General features: G+C 37.2%; 30 protein-coding genes. 20 read left to right on the top strand and 10 right to left on the bottom strand.

What is annotated here, in order from left to right; all coding sequences use genetic code 11:
* Positions 1–280 precede the first annotated feature (280 nt).
* The 5 genes from QNH29_RS17275 (at position 281) to QNH29_RS17255 (ending at position 3943) form a co-directional block, all read left to right on the top strand.
* Positions 281–784 (top strand): hypothetical protein, encoded by a 504-nt coding sequence (locus tag QNH29_RS17275; RefSeq protein ID WP_283860614.1) that lies wholly within the window; start codon positions 281–283, stop codon positions 782–784.
* A gap of 80 nt (positions 785–864) precedes the next feature.
* Complete coding sequence (locus tag QNH29_RS17270) at positions 865–1557, top strand: NUDIX hydrolase (RefSeq protein WP_283860613.1); 693 nt, start codon at positions 865–867, stop codon at positions 1555–1557.
* Between the two features lie 27 nt (positions 1558–1584).
* The gene (locus QNH29_RS17265; protein WP_283860612.1) at positions 1585–2337 is read left to right on the top strand and encodes a GNAT family N-acetyltransferase; all 753 of its coding nucleotides are present in this window, start codon (positions 1585–1587) and stop codon (positions 2335–2337) included.
* Between the two features lie 302 nt (positions 2338–2639).
* Positions 2640–3761, top strand: a complete 1122-nt coding sequence (locus QNH29_RS17260; protein WP_283860611.1) for a phosphatidylglycerol lysyltransferase domain-containing protein — start codon at positions 2640–2642, stop codon at positions 3759–3761.
* Between the two features lie 8 nt (positions 3762–3769).
* Positions 3770–3943 carry a hypothetical protein gene (locus tag QNH29_RS17255; RefSeq protein ID WP_283860610.1) on the top strand — a complete coding sequence of 58 codons (174 nt, stop codon included), beginning with the start codon at positions 3770–3772 and terminating at the stop codon, positions 3941–3943.
* Positions 3944–3952: 9 nt separating this feature from the next.
* Here QNH29_RS17255 and QNH29_RS17250 read toward each other — a convergent pair whose 3' ends face one another.
* Together QNH29_RS17250 and QNH29_RS17245 are read right to left on the bottom strand one after the other, a co-directional pair.
* The gene (locus QNH29_RS17250) at positions 3953–4189 is read right to left on the bottom strand and encodes a hypothetical protein (protein WP_283860609.1); all 237 of its coding nucleotides are present in this window, start codon (positions 4187–4189) and stop codon (positions 3953–3955) included.
* A gap of 102 nt (positions 4190–4291) precedes the next feature.
* The gene (locus QNH29_RS17245) at positions 4292–5443 is read right to left on the bottom strand and encodes an SLC13 family permease (protein ID WP_283860608.1); all 1152 of its coding nucleotides are present in this window, start codon (positions 5441–5443) and stop codon (positions 4292–4294) included.
* Between the two features lie 182 nt (positions 5444–5625).
* Between QNH29_RS17245 and QNH29_RS17240 the strand changes: the two genes are divergently transcribed.
* The 5 genes from QNH29_RS17240 to QNH29_RS17220 all read left to right on the top strand — a co-directional run bounded on the left by QNH29_RS17240 (position 5626) and on the right by QNH29_RS17220 (position 10396).
* The gene (locus tag QNH29_RS17240) at positions 5626–6129 is read left to right on the top strand and encodes a DinB family protein (protein ID WP_283860607.1); all 504 of its coding nucleotides are present in this window, start codon (positions 5626–5628) and stop codon (positions 6127–6129) included.
* A 230-nt stretch (positions 6130–6359) separates the two neighbouring features.
* Positions 6360–6740 carry a hypothetical protein gene (locus tag QNH29_RS17235; RefSeq protein WP_283860606.1) on the top strand — a complete coding sequence of 127 codons (381 nt, stop codon included), beginning with the start codon at positions 6360–6362 and terminating at the stop codon, positions 6738–6740.
* Positions 6730–7206 (top strand): aminodeoxychorismate lyase, encoded by a 477-nt coding sequence (locus QNH29_RS17230; RefSeq protein WP_283860605.1) that lies wholly within the window; start codon positions 6730–6732, stop codon positions 7204–7206. Before QNH29_RS17235 ends, QNH29_RS17230 begins: the two co-directional genes overlap by 11 nt.
* A gap of 127 nt (positions 7207–7333) precedes the next feature.
* Entirely contained in the window at positions 7334–8884 is a 1551-nt protein-coding gene (locus tag QNH29_RS17225; protein WP_283860604.1) for a DUF4145 domain-containing protein, read from the top strand.
* A gap of 165 nt (positions 8885–9049) precedes the next feature.
* A complete protein-coding gene (locus QNH29_RS17220; protein WP_283860602.1) occupies positions 9050–10396 on the top strand; it encodes a multi antimicrobial extrusion protein MatE in 1347 nt (448 codons plus the stop codon).
* Between the two features lie 163 nt (positions 10397–10559).
* On the opposite strand, the gene QNH29_RS17215 is transcribed toward QNH29_RS17220, so the two are convergent.
* Both QNH29_RS17215 and QNH29_RS17210 read right to left on the bottom strand, forming a co-directional pair.
* Positions 10560–11342: an aldo/keto reductase gene (locus QNH29_RS17215; RefSeq protein WP_283865666.1), complete on the bottom strand. Its 783-nt coding sequence runs from the start codon at positions 11340–11342 to the stop codon at positions 10560–10562.
* A gap of 133 nt (positions 11343–11475) precedes the next feature.
* On the bottom strand, positions 11476–12291 hold the full coding sequence (locus tag QNH29_RS17210; RefSeq protein WP_283860601.1) for a S1C family serine protease: 816 nt from the start codon (positions 12289–12291) through the stop codon (positions 11476–11478).
* 116 nt (positions 12292–12407) lie between these two features.
* On the opposite strand from QNH29_RS17210, the gene QNH29_RS17205 reads away from it, so the two are divergent.
* Together QNH29_RS17205 and QNH29_RS17200 are read left to right on the top strand one after the other, a co-directional pair.
* Positions 12408–13325 (top strand): ketopantoate reductase family protein, encoded by a 918-nt coding sequence (locus QNH29_RS17205; RefSeq protein WP_283860600.1) that lies wholly within the window; start codon positions 12408–12410, stop codon positions 13323–13325.
* A gap of 322 nt (positions 13326–13647) precedes the next feature.
* Positions 13648–14895, top strand: coding sequence for an MFS transporter (locus tag QNH29_RS17200; RefSeq protein WP_283860599.1), 1248 nt, complete (start codon positions 13648–13650; stop codon positions 14893–14895).
* A gap of 45 nt (positions 14896–14940) precedes the next feature.
* Here the strand turns inward: QNH29_RS17200 and QNH29_RS17195 are convergent, their stop codons facing one another.
* Complete coding sequence (locus QNH29_RS17195; protein WP_283860598.1) at positions 14941–16269, bottom strand: NAD(P)/FAD-dependent oxidoreductase; 1329 nt, start codon at positions 16267–16269, stop codon at positions 14941–14943.
* A gap of 78 nt (positions 16270–16347) precedes the next feature.
* Positions 16348–16743 (bottom strand): hypothetical protein, encoded by a 396-nt coding sequence (locus tag QNH29_RS17190; RefSeq protein ID WP_283860597.1) that lies wholly within the window; start codon positions 16741–16743, stop codon positions 16348–16350.
* Between the two features lie 223 nt (positions 16744–16966).
* Between QNH29_RS17190 and desA the strand changes: the two genes are divergently transcribed.
* The 3 genes from desA to QNH29_RS17175 all read left to right on the top strand — a co-directional run bounded on the left by desA (position 16967) and on the right by QNH29_RS17175 (position 18866).
* Positions 16967–18001 carry a Delta(5) desaturase DesA gene (desA, locus tag QNH29_RS17185; RefSeq protein WP_283860596.1) on the top strand — a complete coding sequence of 345 codons (1035 nt, stop codon included), beginning with the start codon at positions 16967–16969 and terminating at the stop codon, positions 17999–18001.
* Between the two features lie 75 nt (positions 18002–18076).
* A complete protein-coding gene (locus QNH29_RS17180; RefSeq protein WP_283860595.1) occupies positions 18077–18586 on the top strand; it encodes a response regulator in 510 nt (169 codons plus the stop codon).
* Positions 18587–18680: 94 nt separating this feature from the next.
* A complete protein-coding gene (locus QNH29_RS17175) occupies positions 18681–18866 on the top strand; it encodes a hypothetical protein (protein ID WP_283860594.1) in 186 nt (61 codons plus the stop codon).
* Between the two features lie 8 nt (positions 18867–18874).
* Here QNH29_RS17175 and QNH29_RS17170 read toward each other — a convergent pair whose 3' ends face one another.
* Positions 18875–19243: an SET domain-containing protein gene (locus tag QNH29_RS17170; protein WP_283860593.1), complete on the bottom strand. Its 369-nt coding sequence runs from the start codon at positions 19241–19243 to the stop codon at positions 18875–18877.
* A 100-nt stretch (positions 19244–19343) separates the two neighbouring features.
* On the opposite strand from QNH29_RS17170, the gene QNH29_RS17165 reads away from it, so the two are divergent.
* Complete coding sequence (locus tag QNH29_RS17165) at positions 19344–20186, top strand: dimethylarginine dimethylaminohydrolase family protein (protein ID WP_283860592.1); 843 nt, start codon at positions 19344–19346, stop codon at positions 20184–20186.
* A gap of 50 nt (positions 20187–20236) precedes the next feature.
* On the opposite strand, the gene QNH29_RS17160 is transcribed toward QNH29_RS17165, so the two are convergent.
* The 3 genes from QNH29_RS17160 to QNH29_RS17150 form a co-directional block, all read right to left on the bottom strand.
* A complete protein-coding gene (locus QNH29_RS17160) occupies positions 20237–20431 on the bottom strand; it encodes an alpha/beta-type small acid-soluble spore protein (protein ID WP_283860591.1) in 195 nt (64 codons plus the stop codon).
* An 87-nt stretch (positions 20432–20518) separates the two neighbouring features.
* The gene (locus tag QNH29_RS17155; RefSeq protein ID WP_283860590.1) at positions 20519–21646 is read right to left on the bottom strand and encodes a CAP-associated domain-containing protein; all 1128 of its coding nucleotides are present in this window, start codon (positions 21644–21646) and stop codon (positions 20519–20521) included.
* A gap of 216 nt (positions 21647–21862) precedes the next feature.
* A complete protein-coding gene (locus QNH29_RS17150) occupies positions 21863–23533 on the bottom strand; it encodes a ribonuclease J (RefSeq protein ID WP_283860589.1) in 1671 nt (556 codons plus the stop codon).
* A gap of 359 nt (positions 23534–23892) precedes the next feature.
* Between QNH29_RS17150 and QNH29_RS17145 the strand changes: the two genes are divergently transcribed.
* The 4 genes from QNH29_RS17145 (at position 23893) to cysT (ending at position 26556) form a co-directional block, all read left to right on the top strand.
* Positions 23893–24375, top strand: a complete 483-nt coding sequence (locus tag QNH29_RS17145) for an RrF2 family transcriptional regulator (protein ID WP_283860588.1) — start codon at positions 23893–23895, stop codon at positions 24373–24375.
* A complete protein-coding gene (locus QNH29_RS17140) occupies positions 24359–24520 on the top strand; it encodes a YezD family protein (protein WP_481858737.1) in 162 nt (53 codons plus the stop codon). Before QNH29_RS17145 ends, QNH29_RS17140 begins: the two co-directional genes overlap by 17 nt.
* Positions 24521–24653: 133 nt before the next feature.
* Entirely contained in the window at positions 24654–25700 is a 1047-nt protein-coding gene (locus tag QNH29_RS17135; protein WP_283860586.1) for a sulfate ABC transporter substrate-binding protein, read from the top strand.
* A 19-nt stretch (positions 25701–25719) separates the two neighbouring features.
* A complete protein-coding gene (gene cysT, locus QNH29_RS17130) occupies positions 25720–26556 on the top strand; it encodes a sulfate ABC transporter permease subunit CysT (protein ID WP_283860585.1) in 837 nt (278 codons plus the stop codon).
* Positions 26557–26563: the final 7 nt, after the last annotated feature.

Here is a 26563-nt window from a genome sequence, read left to right as displayed (position 1 = left end):
TAAGCTAGTACCATAAGGGTTTCAGAAAGGAGTGGGAATGAGATATATAGGCTCAAGATAGCCATCATAACTCCAGGCACATTGTACGTCCTTAAGTTCTTGGTGACCGTATAATAGTTAATTCAAGTGGAATACAAAAGGAAATAGATAAATCAATCATTTATTAGGGTTTCTTTATTTCAAGAAAAAATACTAAAATAGATAGTAAATATGTTTGTATCTTAATAGGTTATAATGATTATTATTAGTATGGTGTGGAACATGGTATGGAGGAATGTTTATGGCTGCAGTGAAGTCGGTTAAAATTGATGGTCAGAATATACATATTTTTAATAGTGCCATTTATATCTTTGAATCTACTTCGGGATATACACTTGAACTGGATTTGATTGTTAGTGAAGTTACTGAGAGAAAATATAAGAAAGAGCAAAATTTAATTATTGAGATAGAATTAGATAGCGGTAGACTGATTGATTCCATAATGCACGTTAAAACCTTGTCTGGAGGATTGCCCCAGCTTAATTTATATTCTGACCTTGATACTATTGATGAGTACGAAGAGCTCGATTTGGTGAATGAAAATAGTTCATCGTTTCCGAATGTAGAAGAGGGAATTACATTAGAACAGATCCGAAAAGTAGAAATGCCAAATGAAAACATTAGCCTAAAACTAAATCTGCCTATTGATCAGGTCGAATGGTTAAAAACGCAAAAAAAATCTAATTTAAATCAAATGTTAAGCGAGTTTATATCCGGATATTGGAAAAAAAGGGATGAAAGTTGATTAAAGGAGTAATCTCATAGGAAGTAGAATAATATATTATCGGATTATGGATTATTTTTTTTAAGAGGAGTGAATCTCAAATGGCTGCAACTCCTAAACCTGCGTCTACCGTTGTATTGATGGACGAATTATCAAGGGTTTATTTAACAAAGCGACCCCTCACTATGAAGTTTATGGGTGGATTTCACGTTTTCCCAGGGGGAACGGTAGAAAGTCATGATTCATTGGCGGATGAAGAATTCGTAAATCATGATGAAGCACGGTTTTCTATTAGTCTTACACATTATATTGCTGCGGCTAGAGAATTGTTTGAAGAAGTTGGGATAATGTTGGGGAATACAATAGATGGGTTCCCGGTACTTTTACCAAAGGAAAAAATAATGAAATACCGAAATGACCTGCTAAAAGGTGAAATACCTTTTATACGAGTGTTAGAGCAAGAGAAGCTTTATTTTGATCCTCAATGTTTAACTTATTTCGGTCAAATTGTTACTCCTGAGGAAAGCCCGATTCGTTTTGATACCCGTTTTTTTCTTGCAAAACTCCCTCAAGGACAAACTCCAGAACCAGATCAAAAGGAAATTGATGGAGCGTTATGGATTAATCCAGAAGAAGCATTAACTGCGTTTCAAAATAAAAAGATTAAACTCGCACCACCGACTATTCTTACTCTGCAAGCGATCATTGAGTATCAAAAAAGTGGTGTCCTAAAGATGTCCGTAACAAAAGAGGATTTAATGAAATTGCTTAAGGATTTACAACAAAATTACTAGTTTATCCGTGCAAAAGGGGATCGCGTTATGCAAATTACATTTGAAAATATTCATAAACATACTCACTTGATAGCAGAAAATGAATTATACCAACACTATCACTTTCCTGAAATGTTATCGCGATATGATAGTAATTATATTGAGTTTAAAACCTTTCCTACACTAGAGGAATTAAAATCGGCCGAACGTTATTTACGAGATTTCCACCGGAAAAATGGTCAGAAGCATGTGAAATTCAAGTTTCCTAGTTATGAAAAAATCCCAGCTGATTTAGTAAATTATTTAAATCAGGTGAATTATGATATTGGTTTCTTAGAATTATATAGTATTGATCCCAAGCAATTCCCAGATGTAAAGGATCACCCAGATATTAAGGTTCAAATGGTAACAGAAAAAAATTTGAAAGCATTTCTTGCTTTACAATATCAGCAGGATATTGTGTTTGGCAGTAATTTTGCCAATCAAAAGGTAGAGTTAAATAAGCAGATTTTTGAGGACCCGAATGTAATGCAGCTGCTTGCTTTATATAAAGGGACGCCTGCAGGGGCAGTGGATGTCATTATCTCAGAAGATACAGCTGAAATTGATAACTTAGGTGTGGATGAAGCTTTTCAGAGGAAAGGAATTGGGAGTCGAATACAAAAGTTTGTGATGGATACGTTCCACGATAAGACCGTTATTTTAGTTGCAGATGGTCAAGACACCCCAAAGGATATGTACAAGAAACAAAACTATCAATACCTTGGCTTTCAATATTACACGCAAAAGGTTGAAGATTAAAATAGAACAATAAAAATGCTTGGATTTCATTACAAATAGAACTATTATAAAAATGTGACCGAATGAGCATTGCATACCGGAAATAATTAAAAGCACATGGAGTTACACTTGGAACTGACTAATTTGGAAGAAAGCCGTTTACCTTTAAGGTAAGCGGCTTTTGTTTTGCAATGTAAATGGGTCATTACTCTTTTATGTATAGTAGTATCTATTTTCATAAAATGGAAAAAATCAATATTCATATCAATCTATTATTATGGTATCTTTATTAAGGTGAACTTTTAATAGGGGGTAATGCCTGTATGTTCGATACCATATCATGGTATTTTTTCATTCCGATTTTTGTTTTTATCATTTCATATAAAATAAATAGGCTTAATGCTAAAAATAAATTAACTCCAAGTAACATAGACTCGCAATTAGAACGTGTCATTGCATTCTTAGAAGAAAATGGCGGTAATCATGTTTCTCATCTTCTTTTGTTACAGGATAAGGATGTATATTGGGCAGCGGAAGGACAAGTGTTAATTGTTTATAAGCGAATAGGAAATAAATTAGTGGTTTTGGGAGACCCGATAGGTGCAGAGTCTCTGATTCCTAAGTCTATCGAAGAATTTCAAGAATACAGTGTAAGTAAAAGGTTAAAGCCTATCTTCTATCAAATAAGTCCGCGATTCATGGCTCTCTATCATGATACAGGCTATCGGTTCTTGAAATTAGGGGAAGAAGGAATTGTCAATCTCCATAATTTTTCGATTGAGGGAAAGCAGGGAGCCAAGTTACGAACAAGATTGAACAAATTTACTCGTAATTCTTTCACGTTCAGCGTAATTATGCCACCTTATTCAAAGGAAATACTTTCAGAACTTAAAGAGATATCAGATTCGTGGCTCGGTAACCAGAAGGAAAAGGGATTTTCCGTTGTTTCCTTTAGTGAGGAATATGTATCTTGTTTTCCAATTGCACTATTAAAGGACCCAACCGGTAATGTAATAGCTTTTGCTACACTTGCAACTGATCACAAAAAGTCAATTACCATCGACTTAATGAGAAAATTACCAGATAGCCCACATGGAACGATGGATGTTTTATTTATTCAAATTTTTAAGTGGGCGAAAGAAAATGGGTACCAGATTTGTAGTCTGGGTATGGCGCCACTTTCAAATGTAGGGGATTGTAAATACTCTTTCAGGAGTGAAAAGTTCTTTAGACTAGCCTACCTGCACGGTAATTCATTGTATAACTTCAAAGGACTCAAAGAATTCAAAAGCAAATTTGCCTGTGGTTGGGAACCAAAGTACCTAGCGTACAGAAAAACATTCCTGCCAATTGTTATCATTCAGCTGTTACTGCTCATCAACAGCACACCACATCCAAAAAACGTCGTAGACAAAATCAAATACCTAATGAAAAAAACAGGATAAAAGAGCCGATGGCACCTTTTATCCTGTTTTTTTTTGATTTTTCTGGTGCCTTTTTGGGGCCGCTTTTCTGGTGCCTTTTTGGGGCCGCTTTTTTGGTGCCTGTCACCACACGTGGACAAAACGGCCTATTTGTCCGTCTGGGGTGGACAGTGTTAGTTGGTATGGTTTGGTTTTATGAATAATATGGAGGTTTATCTTCTTTTATGATCTTTTTTATTAGGTGTTTCGTCCTGAATGTCGAGTCTGTTATCTTGGTTTTTATAATCGTTATTGCTCTCGTTTATATTCGGTTTACGTTCATACCGAACAGGACGGAAATTTACGTCATTTTCTCGATTTAATGATTCTCTTTTTTCAGGGTTACACGCTGTTAACAATCCTAGTGTAAGAATAGTAATCAAAATCGTTATTTTCCATTTTACGTTCATACGATTACTCCTTGATTCCATATTTTTGTTTTGTTTTTACTATGCACGTTGATGGAATTTTTAGTCGTAAAGTGAAAAAAACCCGCTATTTTTCAAAGCGGGTTAGAATATATTTAAAATTTTTAAAATGACGTACGGGATAAAAGTTAAAAATGTTAAAAATGTGAAATTATATATACTAAATTTTAAAAGATATTTTTTACCATCGTTTGGATGGGTTTGAATATATAATTTATAGGAAATTACACTAGCCATCGATGCAATAATGGTTCCAAGGCCACCGATATTCACACCTAATAATAAAGGTTTCCAATTGGTTGTGAATTCTGCCATAAGGATAGCTGCAGGGACATTGCTGATAAATTGGCTTACTAGAATCGAGTTGAAATAGACGGAATCGGCGTCCTTCAAACTTGCACTTGCCACGGTGTGCATAGCTGTTGTATTTGAAATATTTCCAACAAAGATAAAAAAACAAATAAAAGTTAATAGCAGGAAATAATCAATTTTCAACAAGAGTTTCTTATTTAAAATGGCAACTGTCATTAAAGTAATGGCTAACGCAACTTGGTAAGGAACCACACCGAGTATGGAAGCGATGATAATAACTAAAACAATCCCCCAAACCAATGTTCTCTTCGAAGAGTTAACCTGTACTAGAGGAATCTCTACCTTCAATTCTTTTTGATCCAGTCTTTGGATGAAGAAATATAAAGTAATGATACCAAGAATAGCAATTACTAAAACAGTCGTAAAAAAAGGCAAAGCCGTGATTTTATAAAAAGAGTAAATAAACAAATTTTGTGGGTTTCCCATTGGGGTGAAACTGCTCCCGATATTTGCGGCGATTGTTTGTAAGATAATTGTTTCCATAATAGGCATCTTTGTTTTCCTGCTAATCACTAGCGACAGGGGGACAAATGTAAGTAACGCCACATCGTTTGTAAAAATCATCGAGCTGAAAAAACATAACAGTATGAGAATGGCTGACACGGATTTACTATTACTGCTTCTATTTAATATAGAAATTGCAAATTTATCTAAAACTCTTAGTTCCTCTAAAGCCTTAATCGCAATCATCAGGTTAAATAAACTAATTAATACAGGAAAATTTAGATACTCTTTTTGAGGAGTTTGGAATAAACAACTACCAGCAGCTAAAACAAGAGAGATGGTAAATACCATATCCTTCTTTAGAAAGCTTAGATTAAGCTTGGTTCTCTTTTTATTTTGTATTAGTACAGACTCTTTCACAATTCACCACCGATAATCTTTTGATCAGACTGATTTAATCCAGTAAAGATTCTATCATGGTAATCAGGATATGAGAATAAAAAAATCACACAGGAATAGTGAAAGTGTGAAATTTTGTATTAATAGCAAAAATGGTATAATATGCTAAGTAGTCATTAACAAATTGTAATGGAGGATATAAAATGTATACAGCTATATCTCATTTTATTAACGAATGGAATCAAGAAGCAGTTTCAACCCAAAAGGTTTTGGATGCCTTAACAGATGAGTCGCTGCAACAAAGAGTTTCACCGGAAGATCGTACGTTAGGAGAAATTGCTTGGCATATTGTTGCGAGTACACCTGGTATGTTAATGGAGTTTGGTGTGACAGTAAAAAGTTCGTTAAACGAAGCGGACCTTCCAACTTCAGCTAGAGAAATAGCTGAAACGTTCCGTAGTGTTAGTGCAGAGACAAGTGCTGCTATTAGTGAACAATGGACAGACCAATCCCTAAGTGAAACAAAAAGTGTATTTGGTATGGACCTGCCAAGAGCTGTAATGCTTAACATGCTGAACAAGCATATCATTCATCACCGTGGACAAATGACCGTTCTTATGCGCCAAGCTGGCTTAAAGGTCCCAGGTGTGTATGGGCCTTCAAGAGAAGAATGGAGCCAAATGGGGATGGATGCAAACTCTCTATAGAAGAACTTTGTATGGTTAAGCCGTTTTCACGATTGTGAAGCGGTTTTTTTTCGGGTAAATATTCACTTCTTTACCCAAAAACATACCAGTAGGGTGCAAATGAATTACCTGCTTTTTGACAAATCTCTCAGACTTTTGATGTATTTTGTAGAATAAAATCGAAATTTATTTATTTTGGATGTATAATAGATTCTTGTGTTGGTCTATTAAAAAGAAGGAGGTAGATTTCGATGGAATGGACTTTATTCGGATTGTTTCTTCTTTCCGCATTATTGCTTGTTTTTTCAATAATTAAGACATACCGTGACTCTAAGCTTGAAAAAAAGCAAATTGATTTAGTACATGTATCGATGATGAAAGAAATCAATAGCATTCAAGACTCAATCCGAGATATCGAGCTTGATATAGAAGTAGTAACAAAAGAAGCTGGAATTCCACTTTCTGCAGAAGAGAAGCTTTTTATACGTGAAGTAATAGACTTATATAGACGTAATTACTCGATTGAAAGCATCGCTGAGAAAAAAGAAGTACCAGTATCTGAAATTGAACAGCTGCTAACACCTTATCTGAAAATAAAGGATGAAGGAGGATTAGTTGCCAATGCGAATTAATTTATTGAGCAGCTTTGCAGCAGGAATCCTTATTGCTACAACAATTTGTGGAGTAGTTTACTTCACTGATGATAACACCAATCAAAAAGCTTCAGCTAAATCGTCTGAAGGTGTTAAACTAACGGCAGCACAGATGAAGGAAGAGCTTGAATCTGCCGGTTATGTTGTTCAAACAACAGAAGAATTAGAAAAGACTTTGCAAGCTGCAAAGGATATTGAAACGAAGCCTGCTGATAAAAAAGAGAAGGATCAACCCATAACCCAAGTAGTAGTCAACGTAGCAGATGGGATGACTAGTATCGATGTTGCGAATGTACTTCTTCAAGCAAAGTTAATCCCAGACGCTTTCAAATTCACGCAAGATATTGAAGCTAGAGGGTTACAAAACGCTTTGCGCCCAGGTTCCTATACAGTCAATAGTGGAATGTCATACGACCAAATTATTGCAACGATTTTTACCAATTAAAAACAGCACAAGAAAAGCCGTTCTCCTCTAGAGGCGGCTTTTCTTTATGGCACTATCTACTAGTATATTCCAATTGTGCTTCGATGTGATAAAATAAGAATATTATATATTTAGAGGAGCTTTTACAATGGATAAACAATCTTACTTTTATCAATTTATTGAGCCGCTTTCTAAAGAACTGGCGTTAGTTGCACGAGAATTGGAAAATAGTATTTTTACCAGCCCAAGAACCATGCTGACACATGCACGTGTGTTTGTAGAGAATATATTACAACAGGTGATTCGAGCCGAGGAATTGCCAGATGATCCTCGAACCAATTTAAAAGATCAGCTGGATATGCTTAATGACAAAGGGTACTTGATCCCTGAGATACGAGATGCACTCCATTTTGTTAGGCAAATTGGGAATCAAGCTGCCCATAATTCAAGAATGTTCCGGTATTCTGAGGCCCTATTGTCTTGGGAGGCATTATACAAAATTGTTAAATGGTATGTGGAGGTATACGGTCCAGTCGATATTACCGTTCCGGATTATCAAGATCCATCCCCGGCTATGGAAAAAAGATATGATATGTCTGAGTTGGAGATTAGACTTAAGTCACTTGAAGAGCTCCTATCTAATTCAGTAGAAAAGCTCTCCCCTGAGTCTGCACTGGCAGAAACGGCGGTTAGCGTTGAAACGTCTGAGCCAGAAGTACCTGCAGTGGAAGAGGGGATTCCTGGTACAACGACAATTCGTACGTTTACATTTAATGGGAAACAATTAGATGTTCCCTATTTTCTTCGCGATGCTTTCCTATTGCCACAACGATTTGATAAATCCGAAACCTTTCTGATTCGATTAGGTGCAGAACAGCAAGCAAGAATCATGAGTGAGCTGCCTATGAACCTAGCAGGTTTACACAAGCATGTGAAACGTTACAGTGAAAAGAATGACGAAATTTTCTTTGAAGAATTAAGGACCTTTATTGAGGAAGAAAAAATTAGAAGGAAACTATCGCTGGAACGACCAGGTGAACTGTTCTTTTTCTACAAGGCTGACCATATTATTGTCACCGAGGAACTTTCTAAGGTCCCGCTTACCTCGGAGGAATTCACTGGAATTCCAAGTCTATTAAGGCAACTTAATGAAGACCAAATTGAAAGTGTTGGGCAGCTTCCGAAGGAGCTTGTGATTCTTGCAAAATATGAAAATGTGGGAATTGGGACAGTAGAAAAGTTGTTTGAGCAGTTGAAGAAAAAAGTTAATGAACAAGCAGCTGTTGTACCAGAGGTTGAAGAGTCTTACCGGGCAAGCAATAAAAGATGGGATTCTTTATACATTAATGTAAGGCACGGAAAAAGCAATACGGTGATTCGTGGTGAAAGCGTGCCGGCACTTTGGAAAGAAGGATTAAATTGGATTGAAGATCATCAACTTCCTCTTCATGAAAAGATAAAAGAGGGTGTTGTCCTAGGTTCCACTGACTCGGGAAAACGCTATGCGATGGCGCTTGAACCGGTTCATAAGGATAAACGGAATTTTACCCAATTGCATACGTATAAATCAAAACTCACAGGTACTACCTATTACCTTGAAACGAAAATCAATCCGAAATCTGGACTTGAAACCCTGGCTAAGTTACTGATACGTTTAGGGGTAGAAGTTAAGATTCCGTTATTAGAGAGTAATGATTAAAAACGTTTCTAACACCGACATTGGTTCAAAGAGGTCGGTGTTTTTTTCATTTAGGTAAAAATATTTATATCCGTTAATAATTATAAGATTTATAATATAATGGAATAAATTTAGTGTGCCGAAATAAATTTAAGAAGATATTAAAATTAAAAGGTGTTGTAGAGAATGAAAAAACTAGAAAAAGAACTAAATATGAGATCGTTGTTCATTTTCTTTATTCCCTTAGCATTATCTGCGAGTCTTGTTACAATATCACATATTATTATTAACAGTACGTTAGTTAGAGCGGATCATTCTGAATTTATTTTAGCGAGCTATGCAATTGCAATGAGTCTATTTGGAATTACGGAGCGGCTGGGGAATTTGCTTCGTCAAACTTGTTCTTCATTGGTTCGGGATAGAGGTTCCTATAGATTAATGTCACATTTTTCTTTTTATTTAATCGGAAGTTTAATGTTGGTTGCATTTGCAGTGGCTTATACACCGGCTGGAGATGTTATTTTTGCGAACATCTTTGGAGCTAAAGCGAATATGGTGGATGACATAAAGGCTATTTACCAAGTATTGATCATCGTCACAATTTTTTCTGCTCTTCGTTGTTTAGCACAAGGAGTTATTATTTATAATCGGCAGACAAAATGGTTAACGATTGGAATGGTCATAAGGCTTGCTGCGATGTATATATTGTCCTTATATTTCATTCACACGGGTCATATTACAGGAGTATCCGGTGCGTTGATTTTTTTAATCGGAATGATAGTTGAATGTACTGTTAGCTTCATTGAAGCAAGGTCGTTAGTGCGCAAAATGCCTGAGAAACATGAACTGAAAATAGAATCAAAGAAAAGTATCTTTAAATTTTATAGCCCGCTTATGTTATCTTCTATTATTGTTGTTATGATTGGTCCTGCCATTAATATTGCGTTAGGTAAGACCTATAATATTGAGCTGGCGATTGCAAGTTACGCCATCGCACTAAGTGTAACTCAATTAATTTTAAGCTTTTTCTCTTATATTCATCAAATTGTTATCAATTTTTATGGTGAACATCATGCTATTGTAAAAAAGTTTCTACTTGTGGTTGGTTTTGTCCCGTGTATATTAGTAGCGATTTTATCGTATACTCCGCTTGGGGAATTGTTTTTTGAACATGTAATTGGGGTCAGCGGAAGGTTGTTGGACGCAAGCATACAAGTATTCAAAGTGACGATGTTAATGGCGCTTGTGTTTCCGTTTGTTGATTTCTTTAATGGATTATTAATGGTGTACAAAAGAACAAAGGTTACGATTTTTTCTCAGTCTGCCAATTTTGTAGTTACATTGATAGCCTTAATTATTGGTGTGAATTTTGCTTCACAATGGAATGGTTCCATTGGAGCGATCGGTCTCTCGCTTGGATTATTAGCTGAATTAATCGTCGTATACAGCTTCGTTCATGCGATGGAACGTAAAGAAGGTAAAACTGCAATGTTTCAGATAAGAGGACTTTTGAAAGCAGGAAAGAATCGTTAAGATTTATGTCTTATTTTTATAAAAAAGAGGTTACAGACGGTAGAAACAGAGATATCTACGATGACATGGTGTGTAGAAACTATCTAAAGAAACAGAACGGATCATGAATTCAAAAACGGACCTCATGACTAGCTCGTGAGGTCCGTTTTTTTCTTAAACAAAATTAAAAATTAAAGTTATCAGGATCAGCACCGAATCGTTTGTTTTCGTTTAGGGAGTTAATTTTTTGGATATCACTTTCAGTTAATGCAAAATTAAAGATATTGGCATTTTCGATGATACGGGCCTCTTTAACTGACTTTGGAATGGTGACAATTTGGTTTTGAATATCCCATCGCAGGATGACTTGAGCGGTTGTTTTGTTGTGCTTTGCCGCAATTTCTTGTAAAAGTGGATGTTCAAGAAGTCTTCCTTGGCCAAGTGGAGCCCAAGCTTCAATTTGAATTTCTTGTTTTCTGCAATAGTCGCGAAGTTCAGTTTGTGCTAAAAGCGGATGTAATTCCACCTGATTTACCATCGGTTTAATCTCAGCTACAGATAGTAAATCTTCTAGATGATGAATTTGGAAGTTGCTGACGCCAATTGCACGAACACGTCCTTCTTTATATAGTTGCTCAAGGACCTTCCACGTTTGTTTGTACTTTTCTTTTACTGGCCAGTGGATTAAATATAAATCAACATAATCAAGCCCGAGTTTTTGAATGCTCGTTTCAAATGCTTCTAAAACTGAATCATTTCGTTGGTCTTCATTCCAAACTTTTGTGGTAATAAAAAGCTCTTCACGTGGAACACCAGATTCCTTAATCGCTTGACCCACGCTTTCTTCATTTTGGTAAAGAGCCGCGGTATCAATGCTTCTGTAACCAGCTTTAATTGCAGCCTTTACAGATTGAAGTGCTTCTTCACCTTCCTGAACCTTATATACACCGAGGCCAAACCAAGGCATTTTTACTCCATTAAGTAGTGTGGTAGGATCCTGTAAACTAGTCAAGTGATCTCCTCCTTAGATTCATAGTAATACCAAATATTAGTATAATCTTTTCTGCTAGATAGAAGCAATTGATAGAACCTTAAGCTCGTTATGGGATATTTTTATTAAGGATTTTCGTAATATAGTAAGATGGGATGGCCACACCTACAATTTCTTTCGTTTCAATCTCTGGGTTTTGCAATGTCGCAAAAATGACACCAATGACCTCTCCATTTTCGTTCAATACCGGGCTGCCGCTGTTTCCTTTATAAATAGGTGCTTTAATCATCATTACGGGGACATCCCAGTCCGTCAACTGTGCTTTACCAATCAGCGTGCCTTTATTGGCTATTTGTGTAAAAGCTAATGGGTTTCCAATAAAAATGATTTCCTCGCCAACCCATCTTTCCCAATCCTTGTCGGTAGCAATTGGAAGAAAAGGGAGGTTCTCTGCATCAATTTCTACAATCGCAACATCTATTTCCGGGTGCTTAGCGATTACCTTACCAGCATATGACCTACCAGATTTAAAATGGACATTTACTCTCTTTGTACGTTCTACCACATGATCATTGGTGACAATTAATCCATTAGGTGAGACCAGAAAGCCTGTACCTTTGACTCCATCCCAATCAATTGTTACAACTGATTTTTTGTATTCTTTCACTTCAGGCTGCTTTGATAATTGATTAGACACTTTAACAAAGTTCATTGCAGGGAGGTTGAAAATGTTAATCCACACCTCTAATCCGCTGATCAAAAGTGCCAGTACGAGCAGGGAGCTAATGATTTTAACCATGAACTTTTTTCGCTTTTTCTTTTGAAGTTTCTCTATTTCCCATTCCTGTTTATCATCAGGATTAAAAAAAGTCTCCCAGTCGAAATCATCTTCTGTATGCTGTGTTTCATTATTATCTCTTTCCATGTTTTATCCCTCATTACAAAATTTTCTATATTCTCTATTATAACGAAAAACGAATCATTATTAATCAACCAAATTTTCATGATAAAATTTAAGAAAAAGCGGAGAGGACTTACGGGATGGAAATTAAAAAGGTATCTATTATTGGATTAGGAGCATTGGGAATATTATTTGGAAATTTTATAGCCAAGCGACTGCAAAAGGAAGATGTAAGAATTATTGCTGACCGAGGGCGCATCGAAAAATATAAACAAGAACATGTCTATTGTAATGGTGAACCGTGTGACTTCCACTTTGTGACGCCTGAAGAACACTGTGAACCAGCAGATTTACTGATTTTTACCGTGAAATACGAAGGTTTACTTGATGCCATCCAAGCGGTACACCATCATGTGGGAAAAGACACCATCATTTTATCTGCCTTAAATGGAATTACGAGTGAAGGGATTATTGGTCAAGTTTATGGGGGGGATAGGATTCTTTATAGTGTAGCCCAAGGGATGGACGCAGTAAAAGTAGGGAATAAACTTACATACGACCATATGGGAATGCTTTGCTTTGGTGATCAATGGCCGAGAATCATTTCTGACAAGGTTAAGAGTCTAGCGGATTTTTTTGATAAAATTGATTTTCCATATGAGGTAGACACCAATATGAATAAGCGGCTTTGGGGAAAATTCATGCTGAATGTCGGAGTTAATCAAACCGTTGCTGTCTATAAAAGCAATTACGGTGAAATTCAACGGGAAGGCGAAGCAAGGGAAACCATGATTGCCGCAATGAGAGAGGTCATTACCTTATCTGAGTATGAAGGGATTAATCTAATAGAGGCAGATTTGAATTATTGGTTAAGTGTGTTAGCCACATTAAGTCCAGAAGGAAAACCGTCCATGGCGCAGGATTTGGAAGCACGGCGATATAGCGAGGTGGCTTTGTTCGCGGGAGCAGTGTTGGAGATGGGTGAAAAACATCAAGTACCAACCCCTATAAATAAAAAACTATTTGATACCATTAAATCCATTGAAAGTACTTATTGAAAGGTACCATCTTTAATATAAGTGACAAATATGTTAAACTAATTCTAACTTATAAGAAATGGAGGTTTTCCCCTTGACTGCGTCTATGAGACTACGATTCCCAGCTTTGAACAATTAATTGAATAGGTTCAAGGACTTTGCACGAGTGCAGAGTAACGGGAGTGGTCTGTCTATTTTTAGGGAAACCTTTATTTTACGGTGATGTAAAACAAGAGGGGACGATTCTGCCCTCTTTTTTGCTGTCTTTTTTTAGATGTAAATTCAGTTTCTATAAAAATGTCCTTGACCATACCAAACAAAAACATTATAGGACGTGTAATCTATGGAAACACCTAAACATGAAATAAATCATTGGAAACGAAATACCATTCTCTTTTTGGGGAGTCAAACGATATCGCTTTTTGGATCAGCCTTAGTTCAATATGCGATTATGTGGTATATCACCTTGAATACTCAATCGGGTGTCATGATGACAATTTCTATTATTTGCGGGTTTGTCCCAACCTTTTTCCTTTCTCCTTTTGCAGGAGTTTGGGCGGATCGCTACAATCGAAAAATACTGATTATCTTGTCAGATTCCTTGATTGCGATTTCAACACTTGTGTTAGCAATTCTGTTTTTAATGGGGTACGAGGCACTTTGGTTATTATTTTTGATGTCGGCGATTCGGGCGATAGGAACAGGAATTCAAGGTCCAGCGGTTGGAGCTATTCTTCCTCAGATGGTTCCAGAGGATAAACTGACAAAAGTGAACGGAACAAATGGTAGTATCCAAGCGCTAATCATGCTCGTGGCGCCAATGGTCAGTGCAGCACTTCTGACAATGGCTTCAATGGAAGCAATCTTCTTTATTGATGTTATTACTGCTGCGATTGCCGTATTTATCTTACTGACATATTTGCATATTCCCACTCATGCAAAAGCAGCAGAAAAACAGACCACCAGCTATTACTGTGACTTAAAACAAGGTTTTACCTATATTCAAAATCACGCTTTTGTTAAGAAGTTTTTTGTCTTTTTTGCGTTTTTCTTTGTATTAGCGGCACCGGTGGCATTCCTAACACCGCTGCAGGTCACACGCAGTTTTGGTGATGATGTATGGCGGTTAACAGCCATCGAAATTACCTTCTCAATCGGAATGATGCTAGGTGGTGTGTTCATGGCATCGTGGGGTGGATTCAAAAACAAGATTCATACGATGACACTCGCTGCGCTTGTGATGGGTGCCTGCACCTTCGCTCTTGGTATCGTTCCTAATTTTTGGATTTATATCGTGTTCATGGGAATCGTTGGTGTGGCAATGCCGATCTTCAACACACCATCAACTGTTCTTTTACAAGAAAAGGTGGAGGGAGATTATTTAGGAAGAGTCTTTGGTGTACTAGGAATGATTTCAACCTCGATGATGCCACTAGGAATGCTCATTTTCGGGCCCATCGCAGACATAATTGAAATAGAATGGCTGTTGATTGGGACTGGAATACTAATGTTTATCCAAGGGTTTTTCTTGGTGGGCAGTAAGGTTCTTCTAGAAGCAGGTAAACCACTAGTAAAAGAAAGCACCAATTAATGAAAAATAAAAAGCGGTCCTCTTAAAGAGAACTGCTTTTTTGAGTTATGGTTTTCGAGCATTAGTAAATGTACGATTCAAAACCATTTTAATAATCCTAGGTCTCATCAGTGAGGTTATAGGGTTAACTAGATTCATCACTTTCACAAACGCATTATAGACCTCTTGATTTTGCGCAGATAAAAGAAAAATATTCTTCGCATACCATAGCTGAATCGATAGACCAAACGGCTTTTTCCCATGTGTATCGGGATATCGGAAATCTTCTGTAAGGACCATATTCCAAATCGGAGCAATGATTTTCGCAGCTTTTTTATGAAATACCGCAGGCACCAGTTGTCGTGTATCTTTATGTATTAATTTTTGCAGTGCAAGCGCCTCTAAAATGGCAATACTCATTCCTTGGCCAAAAACAGGGTCAATTCTGCAGAAGGTATCTCCGATTAGTAAAAGTCCATCAGGTAATTTCATTTTTTCAATTCTTCTCCATACTAAATGTGGGATTCGATAGAGGCTAGTTTTGGTAAGGGAAGCTGCATTTTCTATTTCTTGATAGATATCAAGTCTTGGCAATTTCTTTGAAAGTTCAATAAAACACATATCATCTTTTAGGACCTCTTTATCATTTACTGCGTTATGATATCCCATTATTGTGACAATATAATGATTTCCCTCTATCTTAGAAATTGTACCGCCAATTTTTTCTTTAGGCGGGTCGGGATATATCATCTTAATCTTCCAGTCTCTTTCCTGATTTTCATCCAGCTGAAATTGTTTACTGATATAACTTAAGTTGATTTCCACTTTCTCCTCAGGGACATGTGTTCCTCGTTTATGTAACCAATTAGATGTAAGACTGCTTACACCACTGGAATCCACTACTAAATCTGCTAATAATGGATCATTCTTTAGTTGAACACCTATGATCCGATTTTCTGCTTCACTATATAAAAAATCTTGAACAACTTGATTGTAGCGCACTTTAATATTTGGAATTCTTTTTATGTATTGTTCTATGTGCCATTCTAAATGGGGTCGTGTTTGAAGTGTGGTACTGTACCCGCCATCGTATCGAATTTTCCATGCACCATGGTGAAACCATGCAAGATCAATGGTTGAATTGATTTTTACAGCTCCGCTCTCATAAAATTTTTCTGTTATACCAGGAAATAGCTTTTCGAGGCCATATTCGCCAGCATGAAGGAGGGCGTGTAGATGTTCACCTTGCGGGGCACCCTTTCGTGAAGTTGGTCCTTCCGGCTCGCTGTCACGTTCAAGGATGATTACTTCTTTATAAACATCCGATAATACACGTGCCGCCAATTTTCCAGAAATCCCTCCACCGATAATAATCACTTTATTCTTTGAGGACATATGACACCTGCCAAAATAATAATTTTCATAGAAAAAGTAACCCATACCAAAGATGAGTTACTTTCCTAGAACAATAAATTAAGCACCAAGTTGATCTAAAATGTATGAAGAATTTTGTTCATCCCAGCGGAAAATTCCTTCTTGGAGCTGGATGACCGAATCGAAAGGACAAGGAATGGATAAATTTCCTGATTGTTCTAACAATTCTACCCTTAATTGAAGGAGTTCTTTCTTGGAAGCAATTCGAATAACTTGATTTAATGAAAGATTCTTCACACTTATATTCTTATTGGCACAAATACTATCTTGGAAGGGCTTGTTAAATTGAATCATCATTTCTAAATCGTTTATGCATGCCACACCAAAAACATCTTTTATCGTGTCATCGTATTTAAGTTGATAACCTGTTGCAAATTTAATAATATTCTTTTCGGGGTTTTCTAAAATATAAATTGTATCAATTTCTTTTTTCATTTATTAGCATCCTTTTGAAGCGGCAGGCTAGTTTAATCCTTACATCACCGCTTTAGTTTGTTAAAATACAACTATTTCATTATAGCATAACTTTCTGTTTTGGTGTAAGAGACAACCTCTATATGACATTTGTCATACTCTGCATATGACACCTGGTACTTACATGAATGATTTTATTTCCCTATAATCGATTTAACGACACAAATCGAAGGGAATTAAAATTATGTCAGTACAAGAAAATACGAAAAATTTACGCAAACAAGTTGCTCCTTTTGAACAATCAACAACAAAACAAAGTGTTTGGCAAATCATTAACACGGTTGGACCGTTTATCTTATTGTGGTTCCTTGCCTATCAAAGCTTATCTGTTTCTTATTGGTTAGCATTGGTTCCGATGATTGCTGCAGCAGGCTTTTTAGTACGAATTTTTATCATTTTCCATGACTGTACCCATCATTCGTTTTTTAAAAACAGAAAGGCGAATCGTGCAGTTGGTACGGCAATGGGAGTATTAACACTGTTCCCGTTCGATCAATGGGGTCATGATCACTCTGTTCACCACGCAACAAGTGGGAATTTAGATAAGCGCGGTACAGGGGATATTTGGACATTAACGGTTGATGAGTATTTAGCAGCGCCGCTGAAACTTCGTTTAGCTTATCGTTTTTATCGTAATCCATTCGTTATGTTTGTGTTAGGACCTATCTATGTATTCGCGCTTAAGAACCGTTTTAACCGCAAAGAGGCACGCAAAAAAGAACGAATGAACACGTATTTAACCAATGTTTTAATTGTTGCTTTGATTGCATTGCTTTGCTTGGCCGTTGGATGGCAGTCGTTTCTACTAGTTCAAGGCACTATTTTTATGATTTCCGGATCAGCAGGGATTTGGTTGTTTTACGTACAGCATACTTTCGAGGATTCTTACTTTGAAGAAGATAAAGACTGGGAATATGTAAAGGCAGCAGTGGAAGGAAGTTCTTTTTATAAGCTTCCAAAAGTACTTCAGTTCTTAACAGGTAATATTGGTTATCACCATGTTCACCATTTAAGCCCAAGGGTTCCGAATTATAAGCTTGAAGAGGCTCATAATGAGACGCAGCCTCTACAGAACGTTCCAACAATTTCTCTAGCAACAAGCTTAAAATCTCTTCGTTTCCGATTATGGGATGAAAATGCTAAGAACTTTGTTGCTTTTAAAGACGTGAAAGCTTTAGCTAAAAAACAAATTTCTGTTCAAGCAAAGCCAGAATTGTAATGATACCCAACTTAGCTGACTCTCTTTACAGGGGAGTTTCTGAATGAGCAGCTGCCTGAAAGGGAGAGATTGAAAATGATTCGAATAGTAATCGCAGAGGATCAGGCGCTGCTGTTGGAGGCAATGGGGAATCTGTTGAATTTGGAAGAGGATATCGAAGTCGTTGGTCAGGCAGGCAATGGGGAAGATGCACTTACTCTGGTGCGAAAATTACAGCCGGATGTTTGTATGATGGACATCGAAATGCCTGAAAAAAGTGGCCTCGAGGCGGCAGAGGAATTACAGCATTTTGACTGTAAAGTGATTATTCTTACCACCTTTTCAAGACCAGGATATTATCAGCGTGCTATGAAGGCTGACGTAAGAGGGTATTTACTGAAAGACAATCCTAGTGAGGAATTAGCTTCCTCTATTCGCAGCATTATGGCTGGAAAGCGAATTTATTCAAATGAACTTATGGACGAGGAATTAAGAGAAAAGCATGACTCTTCAATCCATGAAAAGTCTAATCAGCACAATAAAACGGGATCTGTAAAAAGTTATTTAGCATCCATTATGGACAAAATTAAATTACCAACAGGTTAAAGCATCCAATTTTCAATGGATGCTTTTTTAGTTTTTAAGTTAGAAAATGGGTTAAGATTTAACTATAAGTATTAAAAAAGGCAGGTTTTATACGATGAATAAAAAAATTCAAAAAATCTCCACCAACCTTTGGTTTGACCACCAAGCCCAAAATATCCCTGCTGATTTATCTGAAATGGTAAGTGACCCTGATTCAGAAAAGTCAGAACGGGTAATGAAAGCGATGCTCAAAATGAAGAAAATGGATATAAAAACATTAAAAGAAGCGTATGAAGGATAGGAGGCTGATTAAAATACATCAAACCACATTGGTTCATTGTCTTCTGGATCACCATTGTAATTGATTAATATCTCATCTCCTGTTTTGATATCATGATAAGCGAAAATATCTATGGTTTGGTTTTTTAAATTAAGTTTGTATAAAGCATTAGGGGTGTAGGAATGATTAAACAGGGAACCATAACCTAGTGCTAATGCACATTCTTCTAAATCTTTACCCCACCAGAATACATATTCAATCATGATGGTTTTTTTCAGATATTTATACTCATCTTTAGATGAAACAATCACCGGTGCTTCATGAATGAGCTCACCTTTTTTGATGTCGCGGGTTGCAAATATACCTCTGCCATATTTTGATTTCTTCATTTCAAACATAGAGTCCTCACCACCAATTAACACTTTTTATTACTCTATGAATGAATGGGAGATTTTGTTTAAGTAATCCTATAAAAGAAGAATATTTAGGAGGAGCAGTATGACACTAAATCATAAAACATTTTGTACAAATGAGTATGACCCATTGAAACGTGTAATCCTTTGTCAACCCCAATATATGACGATTCGTGATGTCATAAATGAAACTCAGAAGGAATTTAAGGATGAAGGAATCCATATAAAACGAGCATTGGAACAGCACCGGGAGTTTGTTAGAACCTTAGAAGCAAATGGAATAGAGGTTGTTTTATTACCTTATCATAAAAAATTTCCTGAGCAGGTATTTACCCGTGATATTGGCTTTACACTTGGACAAACCATTTTTGTTGCGAAGATGGCGCATGATGTTCGTATCGGCGAGGAAGATGTTTTAAAACAGTGGCTTGATGATGAAGAAATGTCTTATTTCAATTTGGCAGAAGACCGAATTGAAGGTGGAGATGTAATCATTGATGGGGAGACGATTTACGTTGGATTAAGTAACCGCACCCATCGGGAGGCCGTAGAACATTTGCAAGGTCTTCTCGTCCAATACGATGTAAAAGCAATTCCATTTAAGGAAAAATATCTGCACTTGGATTGTGTGTTCAATGTTGTCTCTCCTGATACTGCTCTGATTTATCGACCTGCATTAACCGAGGAGGATATAGACCTTTTTTCGTCTCGCTATCAATTAATTGATGTTTCGGAGGAAGAACAATTTACACTTGGAACAAATGTATTATGTATCGGGAATAAGAATATTTTAAGCTTACCTATTAATAAGCAAGTGAATCAAGAACTACGCAAACGTGGATTCGAAGTGATTGAAGTGGATATTTCAGAAATCATCAAATCAGGCGGATCCTTCCGATGCTGTACACTTCCCATCTTAAGAGGTTAAGAAAAAGGCTGTCCGAGTCATTCGGACAGCCCGTTTTGTGAAACCCCAAGTTATATACCTTGTTGATTTCGCAATGTTTGTTCAGCCAACGCGACAAGACGTTTAGTCATTTCGCCGCCGACTGAGCCGTTTGCTCGTGCGGTCGTATCAGCACCAAGTTGAACTCCAAACTCGTTGGCGATTTCTTCCTTCATTTGATTCAGAACATTTTCTGAACCAGGAACCAGTAGTTTGTTTCTAGCCATGATACATCACTCCCGACGAAGTTTTTTTGAGCAATGTAGAATTGCTCATATTTAATTTACCCTTATAAATAATCCTAATTCGTTACACTAATTGGCATAGTAGTTCTGTGTATAATATGGCTGAGATTTCTCATTAAAGGCTACACCGACTCCTAAGTACTCATAATCCTGTCGTAGTATATTTTCACGGTGTCCAAGTGAATTCATCAATCCTTCATGGGCAAAAATACTGCTTAATTGGCCATATGCAAGGTTTTCCCCAGCCGTATGAAATGCAACGGCATCCTCTTTCATTCGATCAAATGGTGATTGTCCTTCAAGATTTTTATGATCGAAATAATCATTTTCAGCCATATCGGCACTATGTTCTCGAGCCGTTTCCCGAACATGGTCATCCCATGTCAGGATAGGGAGTTGGTGATTCACTCGGGCTGCATTGGTTAAATCAAACATTTGATATTCAAAGCCTTCTTTTAATGATTGTGATGCTTCTGTGTAAAAATCTTTTTTGTGGTCCTCCATCGTTTTACTGATGATTTGTATCGCAGTTACCGTATTATTCTCATGTTTATCATAAAAAATGGTCACATAGGCGTCATCAAGCAAAAATAAATCATTGTCACTTTCCTCCTGGAGCTGGTAAATGACCATTCCTTTTTGAACTTTTGTAATCGGCTCGCCGAGGATATTACGAACACTTTCTTTTAATGAAGTACCAATTTTAATTCCATTGGTAGAAGTTAATAAATCTTGATTGGTGTATAAACCGGCAGCCTGATTATTGTTATCATACATGACCATAAAAAAATTATGGTAATTCGCATGATAAGCATGCCAATTTGTCCCATACTCATTGAGCGAAATCCGGTTTGCCAAGCCTAGATTATGTTCGATGTCCGATTTTGTATTCCCAAGTTCGATATTGTGAATGGAAAAAGTCTGTTGAGTAGGTGGTGTTAATTCTACCTTTTTCGGTGGCGCCTCATTGGATTTTTGTTGGGTTAATGGCATTTCCTCTAATTGAAAACCAAGTGCTTTTAACATCTGCTGGATATCATCATACAAAACACTAATCGTTTCCGGTACCTCAATATTTTCTTTTAATGTGGTTACAAAATTAGCATGGATGTCGGAATTATCGAGCTGTTTTGTAATAAAAGGCCAGGAAATATATAGTAAAAATAATAACGCAATGAATCTTAGTAAACGAAACATTATTCTTCCTCCAATTCTATTAGGAGTATAGCCAATTTCGATTAACTGTAAAATAAATTAGTCCTGAAATCAAGGCAAATTTTCGTTATTCTCATTATATCTGCGAAAATTAGAAAATATCTGCGTTTATTGAAAAATATCTGCGATAAACGATATATATCTGCGTTGCCCAAAAAAATGTCAGGCACCACCATATTATGGTGCCTGACATTTACTTTAAATCTCAAGGATTATAGGCAGAATCATCGGCTTTCTCTTTGTATGCTTAAACAAATACTGGCCGACTGATTTTTTAATATTTTGCTTCATCACGTTCCACTGGCGAATATTATCTGCTTCTAGTTCAAGAATCACTTTCTTGACTAAGCGGTTAATTTCTCTAATTAAATCTTCGGATTCCTTCACATATACAAATCCACGTGTAATCGTATCCGGACCTTGGATAATTTTTCGATCCGATTTACTAATCGTTAACACAATCACAAGCATTCCATCTTCAGAAAGTTGTCTGCGGTCTCGTAATACAACTTCCCCCACATCTCCTACACTAATCCCATCTACATACGTGTCTCCTGCAGGAATATTCCTTGTCTGACGGGCAACTGAATTTTCAATATCAACGACATCCCCATTTTTAATAATAAAGGTATTGCCTTTTTCCACACCAACGGATTCAGCTAACTGCCTGTGATGATGAAGCATCCTATATTCACCATGGATCGGGATAAAATAGGTTGGCTTCATTAGCGTTATCATGAGTTTCAGGTCTTCTTGGTAGCCATGACCGGAAACATGCATACCTGTTGAGCTCCCAGAGCCATAAATGACCTTAGCGCCAAGTTGAAACAAATTGTCGATTATTTTAGAAACACCCTTTTCATTACCAGGGATTGGAGAAGCGGCAAGAATAACGGTGTCACCAGGATAAATGGTTGCGTCTCGATAATTTCCAGTTGATAAACGTGCTAGAGCAGCATTCGGTTCTCCCTGACTTCCGGTACAAAGAATCGCAACCTTATCAGGGGGGAACTGTTCAATTTCATTTGCGCTGATGAGCATCCCTTCCGGCATATCTAGGTATCCACGTTCAAGTGCGACATCGACAACGTTAACCATACTACGTCCAAGGAGAGCAAGCTTACGATTGGTCTTTATCGCTGCTTCAACCACCTGCTGGACACGGTTTACATTTGACGCGAAGGTGGAGAGTATAATTTTTCCATCGGCTTTCATAAAAGCCTCTAATAAATGATCACCAACCATTTGTTCAGATGGAGATAATCCCTTGCGTTCCGCATTTGTACTCTCAGAAATTAAGGCAATAACACCTTTTTGACCAATCTCAGCCATTTTATGAATATCACTATATTGGTTATTCGACGGTGTTAAATCAAACTTAAAGTCACCGGTATGAACGATATTTCCTTCAGGTGTGTGAAAAACAATACCTAGGCAATCGGGTATACTATGACTCACCTTAAAGAAAGAAACATCGATTTTACCAAACTCCAGTTTTGATTCAGAGTTAATAGTCACAAGCTCTGTATCGCGAAGAAGGTGGTGCTCTTCTAACTTTAATTCAATTAACCCCAATGTAAAACGAGTAGCATAGATAGGAACATGACTAAATCTTTTTAAAAAGAAAGGAATACCGCCGATATGATCCTCATGCCCATGAGTCACGAGCATCGCACGGATTTTATCCTGATTTTCTTCTAAATACTGCATATCCGGGATAATTAGGTCAATCCCCATTAAACTCTCGTCAGGAAATTTACCACCGCAATCGATAACAATGATATCGTCCGCATATTGAATAACATACATGTTTTTACCGATTTCATTAATGCCTCCTAGGGCAAAAATGGATACAGAATTCTTACTCATTTTTCATTAATACCTCCCGATTTACACTTACATACAATTAGTATCCCCTGATAAGAGGTGAGTATGATGGAATCAGAAACAGTTCCTTCAAAAAAAGAATTAAAAAGTTTGAAAAAAAATGTATTGATTTTTCTAAAAATAACAATTAATATATTTTTATATTAAACCCATAGATTTAATCGGAATTAAAATTGCAGATGATGATAGACCAAGAAAAGGGCGCTATAGACAAGTGCCCTTTCAGTAAACAGTGCATATATTTATAACTATCTTAAATCCATTTATCCATAACACAAGTGGATTATTTTTGGGAGTGAATGTTGACTGAATTACTCAACATTAATGTGAGGAGGGATGGAATGAAGGTATCGAGCAAAGGCGAATATGCACTACGCGCATTACTTCACCTCGGAAACCATCAAGGAAATGTCCTAGGCATTCAAGAAATTTCTGAAAAGACCCTTGTGAGCATTCATTATTTGGAACAAATCTTACTTCAATTAAAAAAACTAGGTTATGTTTCAAGCAAACGTGGTGCTAAGGGAGGTTATATGCTGCAAAAGGAACCTCGAGAAATAAATATTGGAGAAGTCATTCGGGATTTAGAAGGTCCTCTTTCACCTATGAGTTGCGCATCAATTACAAAATATGAACCATGTCCATTAGAGGGGGGATGTCAATTAAAACCGTTGTGGTCAATGGTGCGTGATACGATTGCGTTTGTTTTAGAACGAACCACATTGGAGGATTTACTTTTAAACCGAATTACGAAGCTAGAAGGAGAGGATATCATTGTCGTCAAAAGTGCGTCTGGATCAACAAGTGATGGAAAAAATAGCTAGTTTATTAGAAGGCCTGGAATTTGGCACCGTTCAAATTACTGTTCACGATTCACAAATAACCCAAATTGACCGCTTAGAAAAGCACCGTTTGCCGCTAAAAAGCAAACAGATTACCCCGGTAGCAAATCAATCTAAAAGCAGGTAAAAAAAATGAATAACTGCCGATCGGACACCCGAAGGCCCTTTAGTAACTTGTACATGGAGGTATGTACACGTGTGAACTAATGGGGCTTTTTTTATTGGAAAAAGCCTACTAACTAATAGAGGAGTCAAGAAACATGATGAAAAAAATTTGGATTTCACTAATCACCCTAACTTTACTACTATGGGCTGCCGGGTGCTCTAATCAAAGCACAACAAATGAGAAAGGCTCAGAAGCTGCTGCTGTAAAAAAAGAAGCTGAACTATTGAACGTATCCTATGACCCGACAAGAGAGTTTTATGAGGAATTTAACAAAAGCTTTGCTGCCTATTGGGAAAAAGAAAAAGGTCAAAAAGTAACAATCAATCAATCCCATGGTGGTTCCGGTAAGCAGTCACGATCTGTTATTGACGGATTAGAGGCTGATATTGTTACCCTAGCGCTTGCTTATGATATCGATGTCATTGCAGAAGCAGGGAAGCTTCCAGTGAATTGGCAGGAACGACTAGATAATAACAGTTCTCCTTACACTTCTACCATTGTATTTCTTGTTAGAAAAGGCAACCCAAAAGGTATTAAGGACTGGGATGATCTCGTGAAAAATGACGTATCAGTTATTACTCCAAATCCTAAAACGTCTGGCGGAGCGAGATGGAATTACTTAGCTGCCTGGGGATATGCACTAGAGCAAAATAACGGTGACGAAGCAAAAGCTAAAGAATTTGTCACCAAACTCTTTAAAAATGTTCCTGTTTTAGATTCCGGAGCACGTGGTTCTACAACGACTTTTGTAGAAAGAGGGATTGGGGATGTATTAATAGCATGGGAAAACGAAGCATTCTTAGCCTTGAATGAGCTAGGTAAGGATAAATTCGAAATTGTTGTTCCATCCGTAAGTATCTTAGCAGAGCCACCTGTTACTGTTGTTGACGAAACAGCTAAGAAACATGGAACAGAAGAGGTTGCTAAAGCCTATTTAGACTATCTGTATACTGAGGAAGGTCAAGAAATTGCGGCTAAAAATTATTACCGTCCGCGTTCAGAAGAGGTAGCCAAAAAATATGCAGACCAGTTCCCAGAGATTAAGTTATTTACAATCGACGAGGTTTTTGGAGGCTGGAAAAATGCCCAAAAGATCCATTTTGATGATGGCGGTGTATTTGACGAGATCTACAAACCGTAAGAATAAAGGAGAGTTTTAAGTGGTTAATAAGAAAAAGCGACATCGAGTTTTACCGGGATTTGGTCTTTCCATGGGATATACATTAATTTATCTGAGCCTAATCGTCTTGATTCCGATTGCGTTCCTATTTTTAAAAGCGTCAACAATGAGCCTCGCAGAATTTTGGGATACCGTAACCGATGACAGGGTGGTCGCTTCCTATAAATTGACGATCTATACATCGTTTATTGCAGCATTTTTGAATGCGATATTCGGTACCCTTATTGCCTGGGTTTTAGTACGGTATGAGTTTTACGGGAAACGGATCATTGACGCACTGGTAGATCTGCCGTTTGCTCTTCCAACAGCGGTGGCAGGTATCGCACTTACCACGATTTATGCGCCTAATGGATGGATCGGGCAATACTTTGATTCAATTGGGATAAAGGTTGCTTATACACCACTTGGTATCATGGTTGCCTTAACTTTTATCGGACTTCCCTTTGTCGTTCGCTCCGTCCAGCCGGTATTGCAAGATTTAGACCGACAGTACGAGGAGGCAGCCTCTACACTTGGTGCAAATTCCATGCAGATTTTCGTGAAAATTATCTTTCCGGCCATTTTCCCAGCCATCTTAACAGGTTTTGCCCTTGCCTTTGCAAGGGCTTTAGGGGAATATGGCTCCGTAGTTTTCATATCCGGCAACATGCCAATGAAAACGGAAATTGTCCCGCTGCTGATCATTACAAAATTAGAGCAATTCAATTATGCTGGTGCCGCCGCTATCGCCGTGGTCATGCTTGTATTTTCCTTCATTCTATTATTCTTAATTAATTTCTGGCAATGGAGAACAATGAAAAAGTATCAAATGAACTAGGGGAGAT

The sequence above is a fragment of the Neobacillus sp. DY30 genome (assembly GCF_030123065.1).
In the GTDB taxonomy this organism is placed as follows: domain Bacteria; phylum Bacillota; class Bacilli; order Bacillales; family Cytobacillaceae; genus Neobacillus.
Note: the sequence above shows the minus strand (reverse complement) of the source record. Positions and strands in the feature narration are given on the sequence as shown.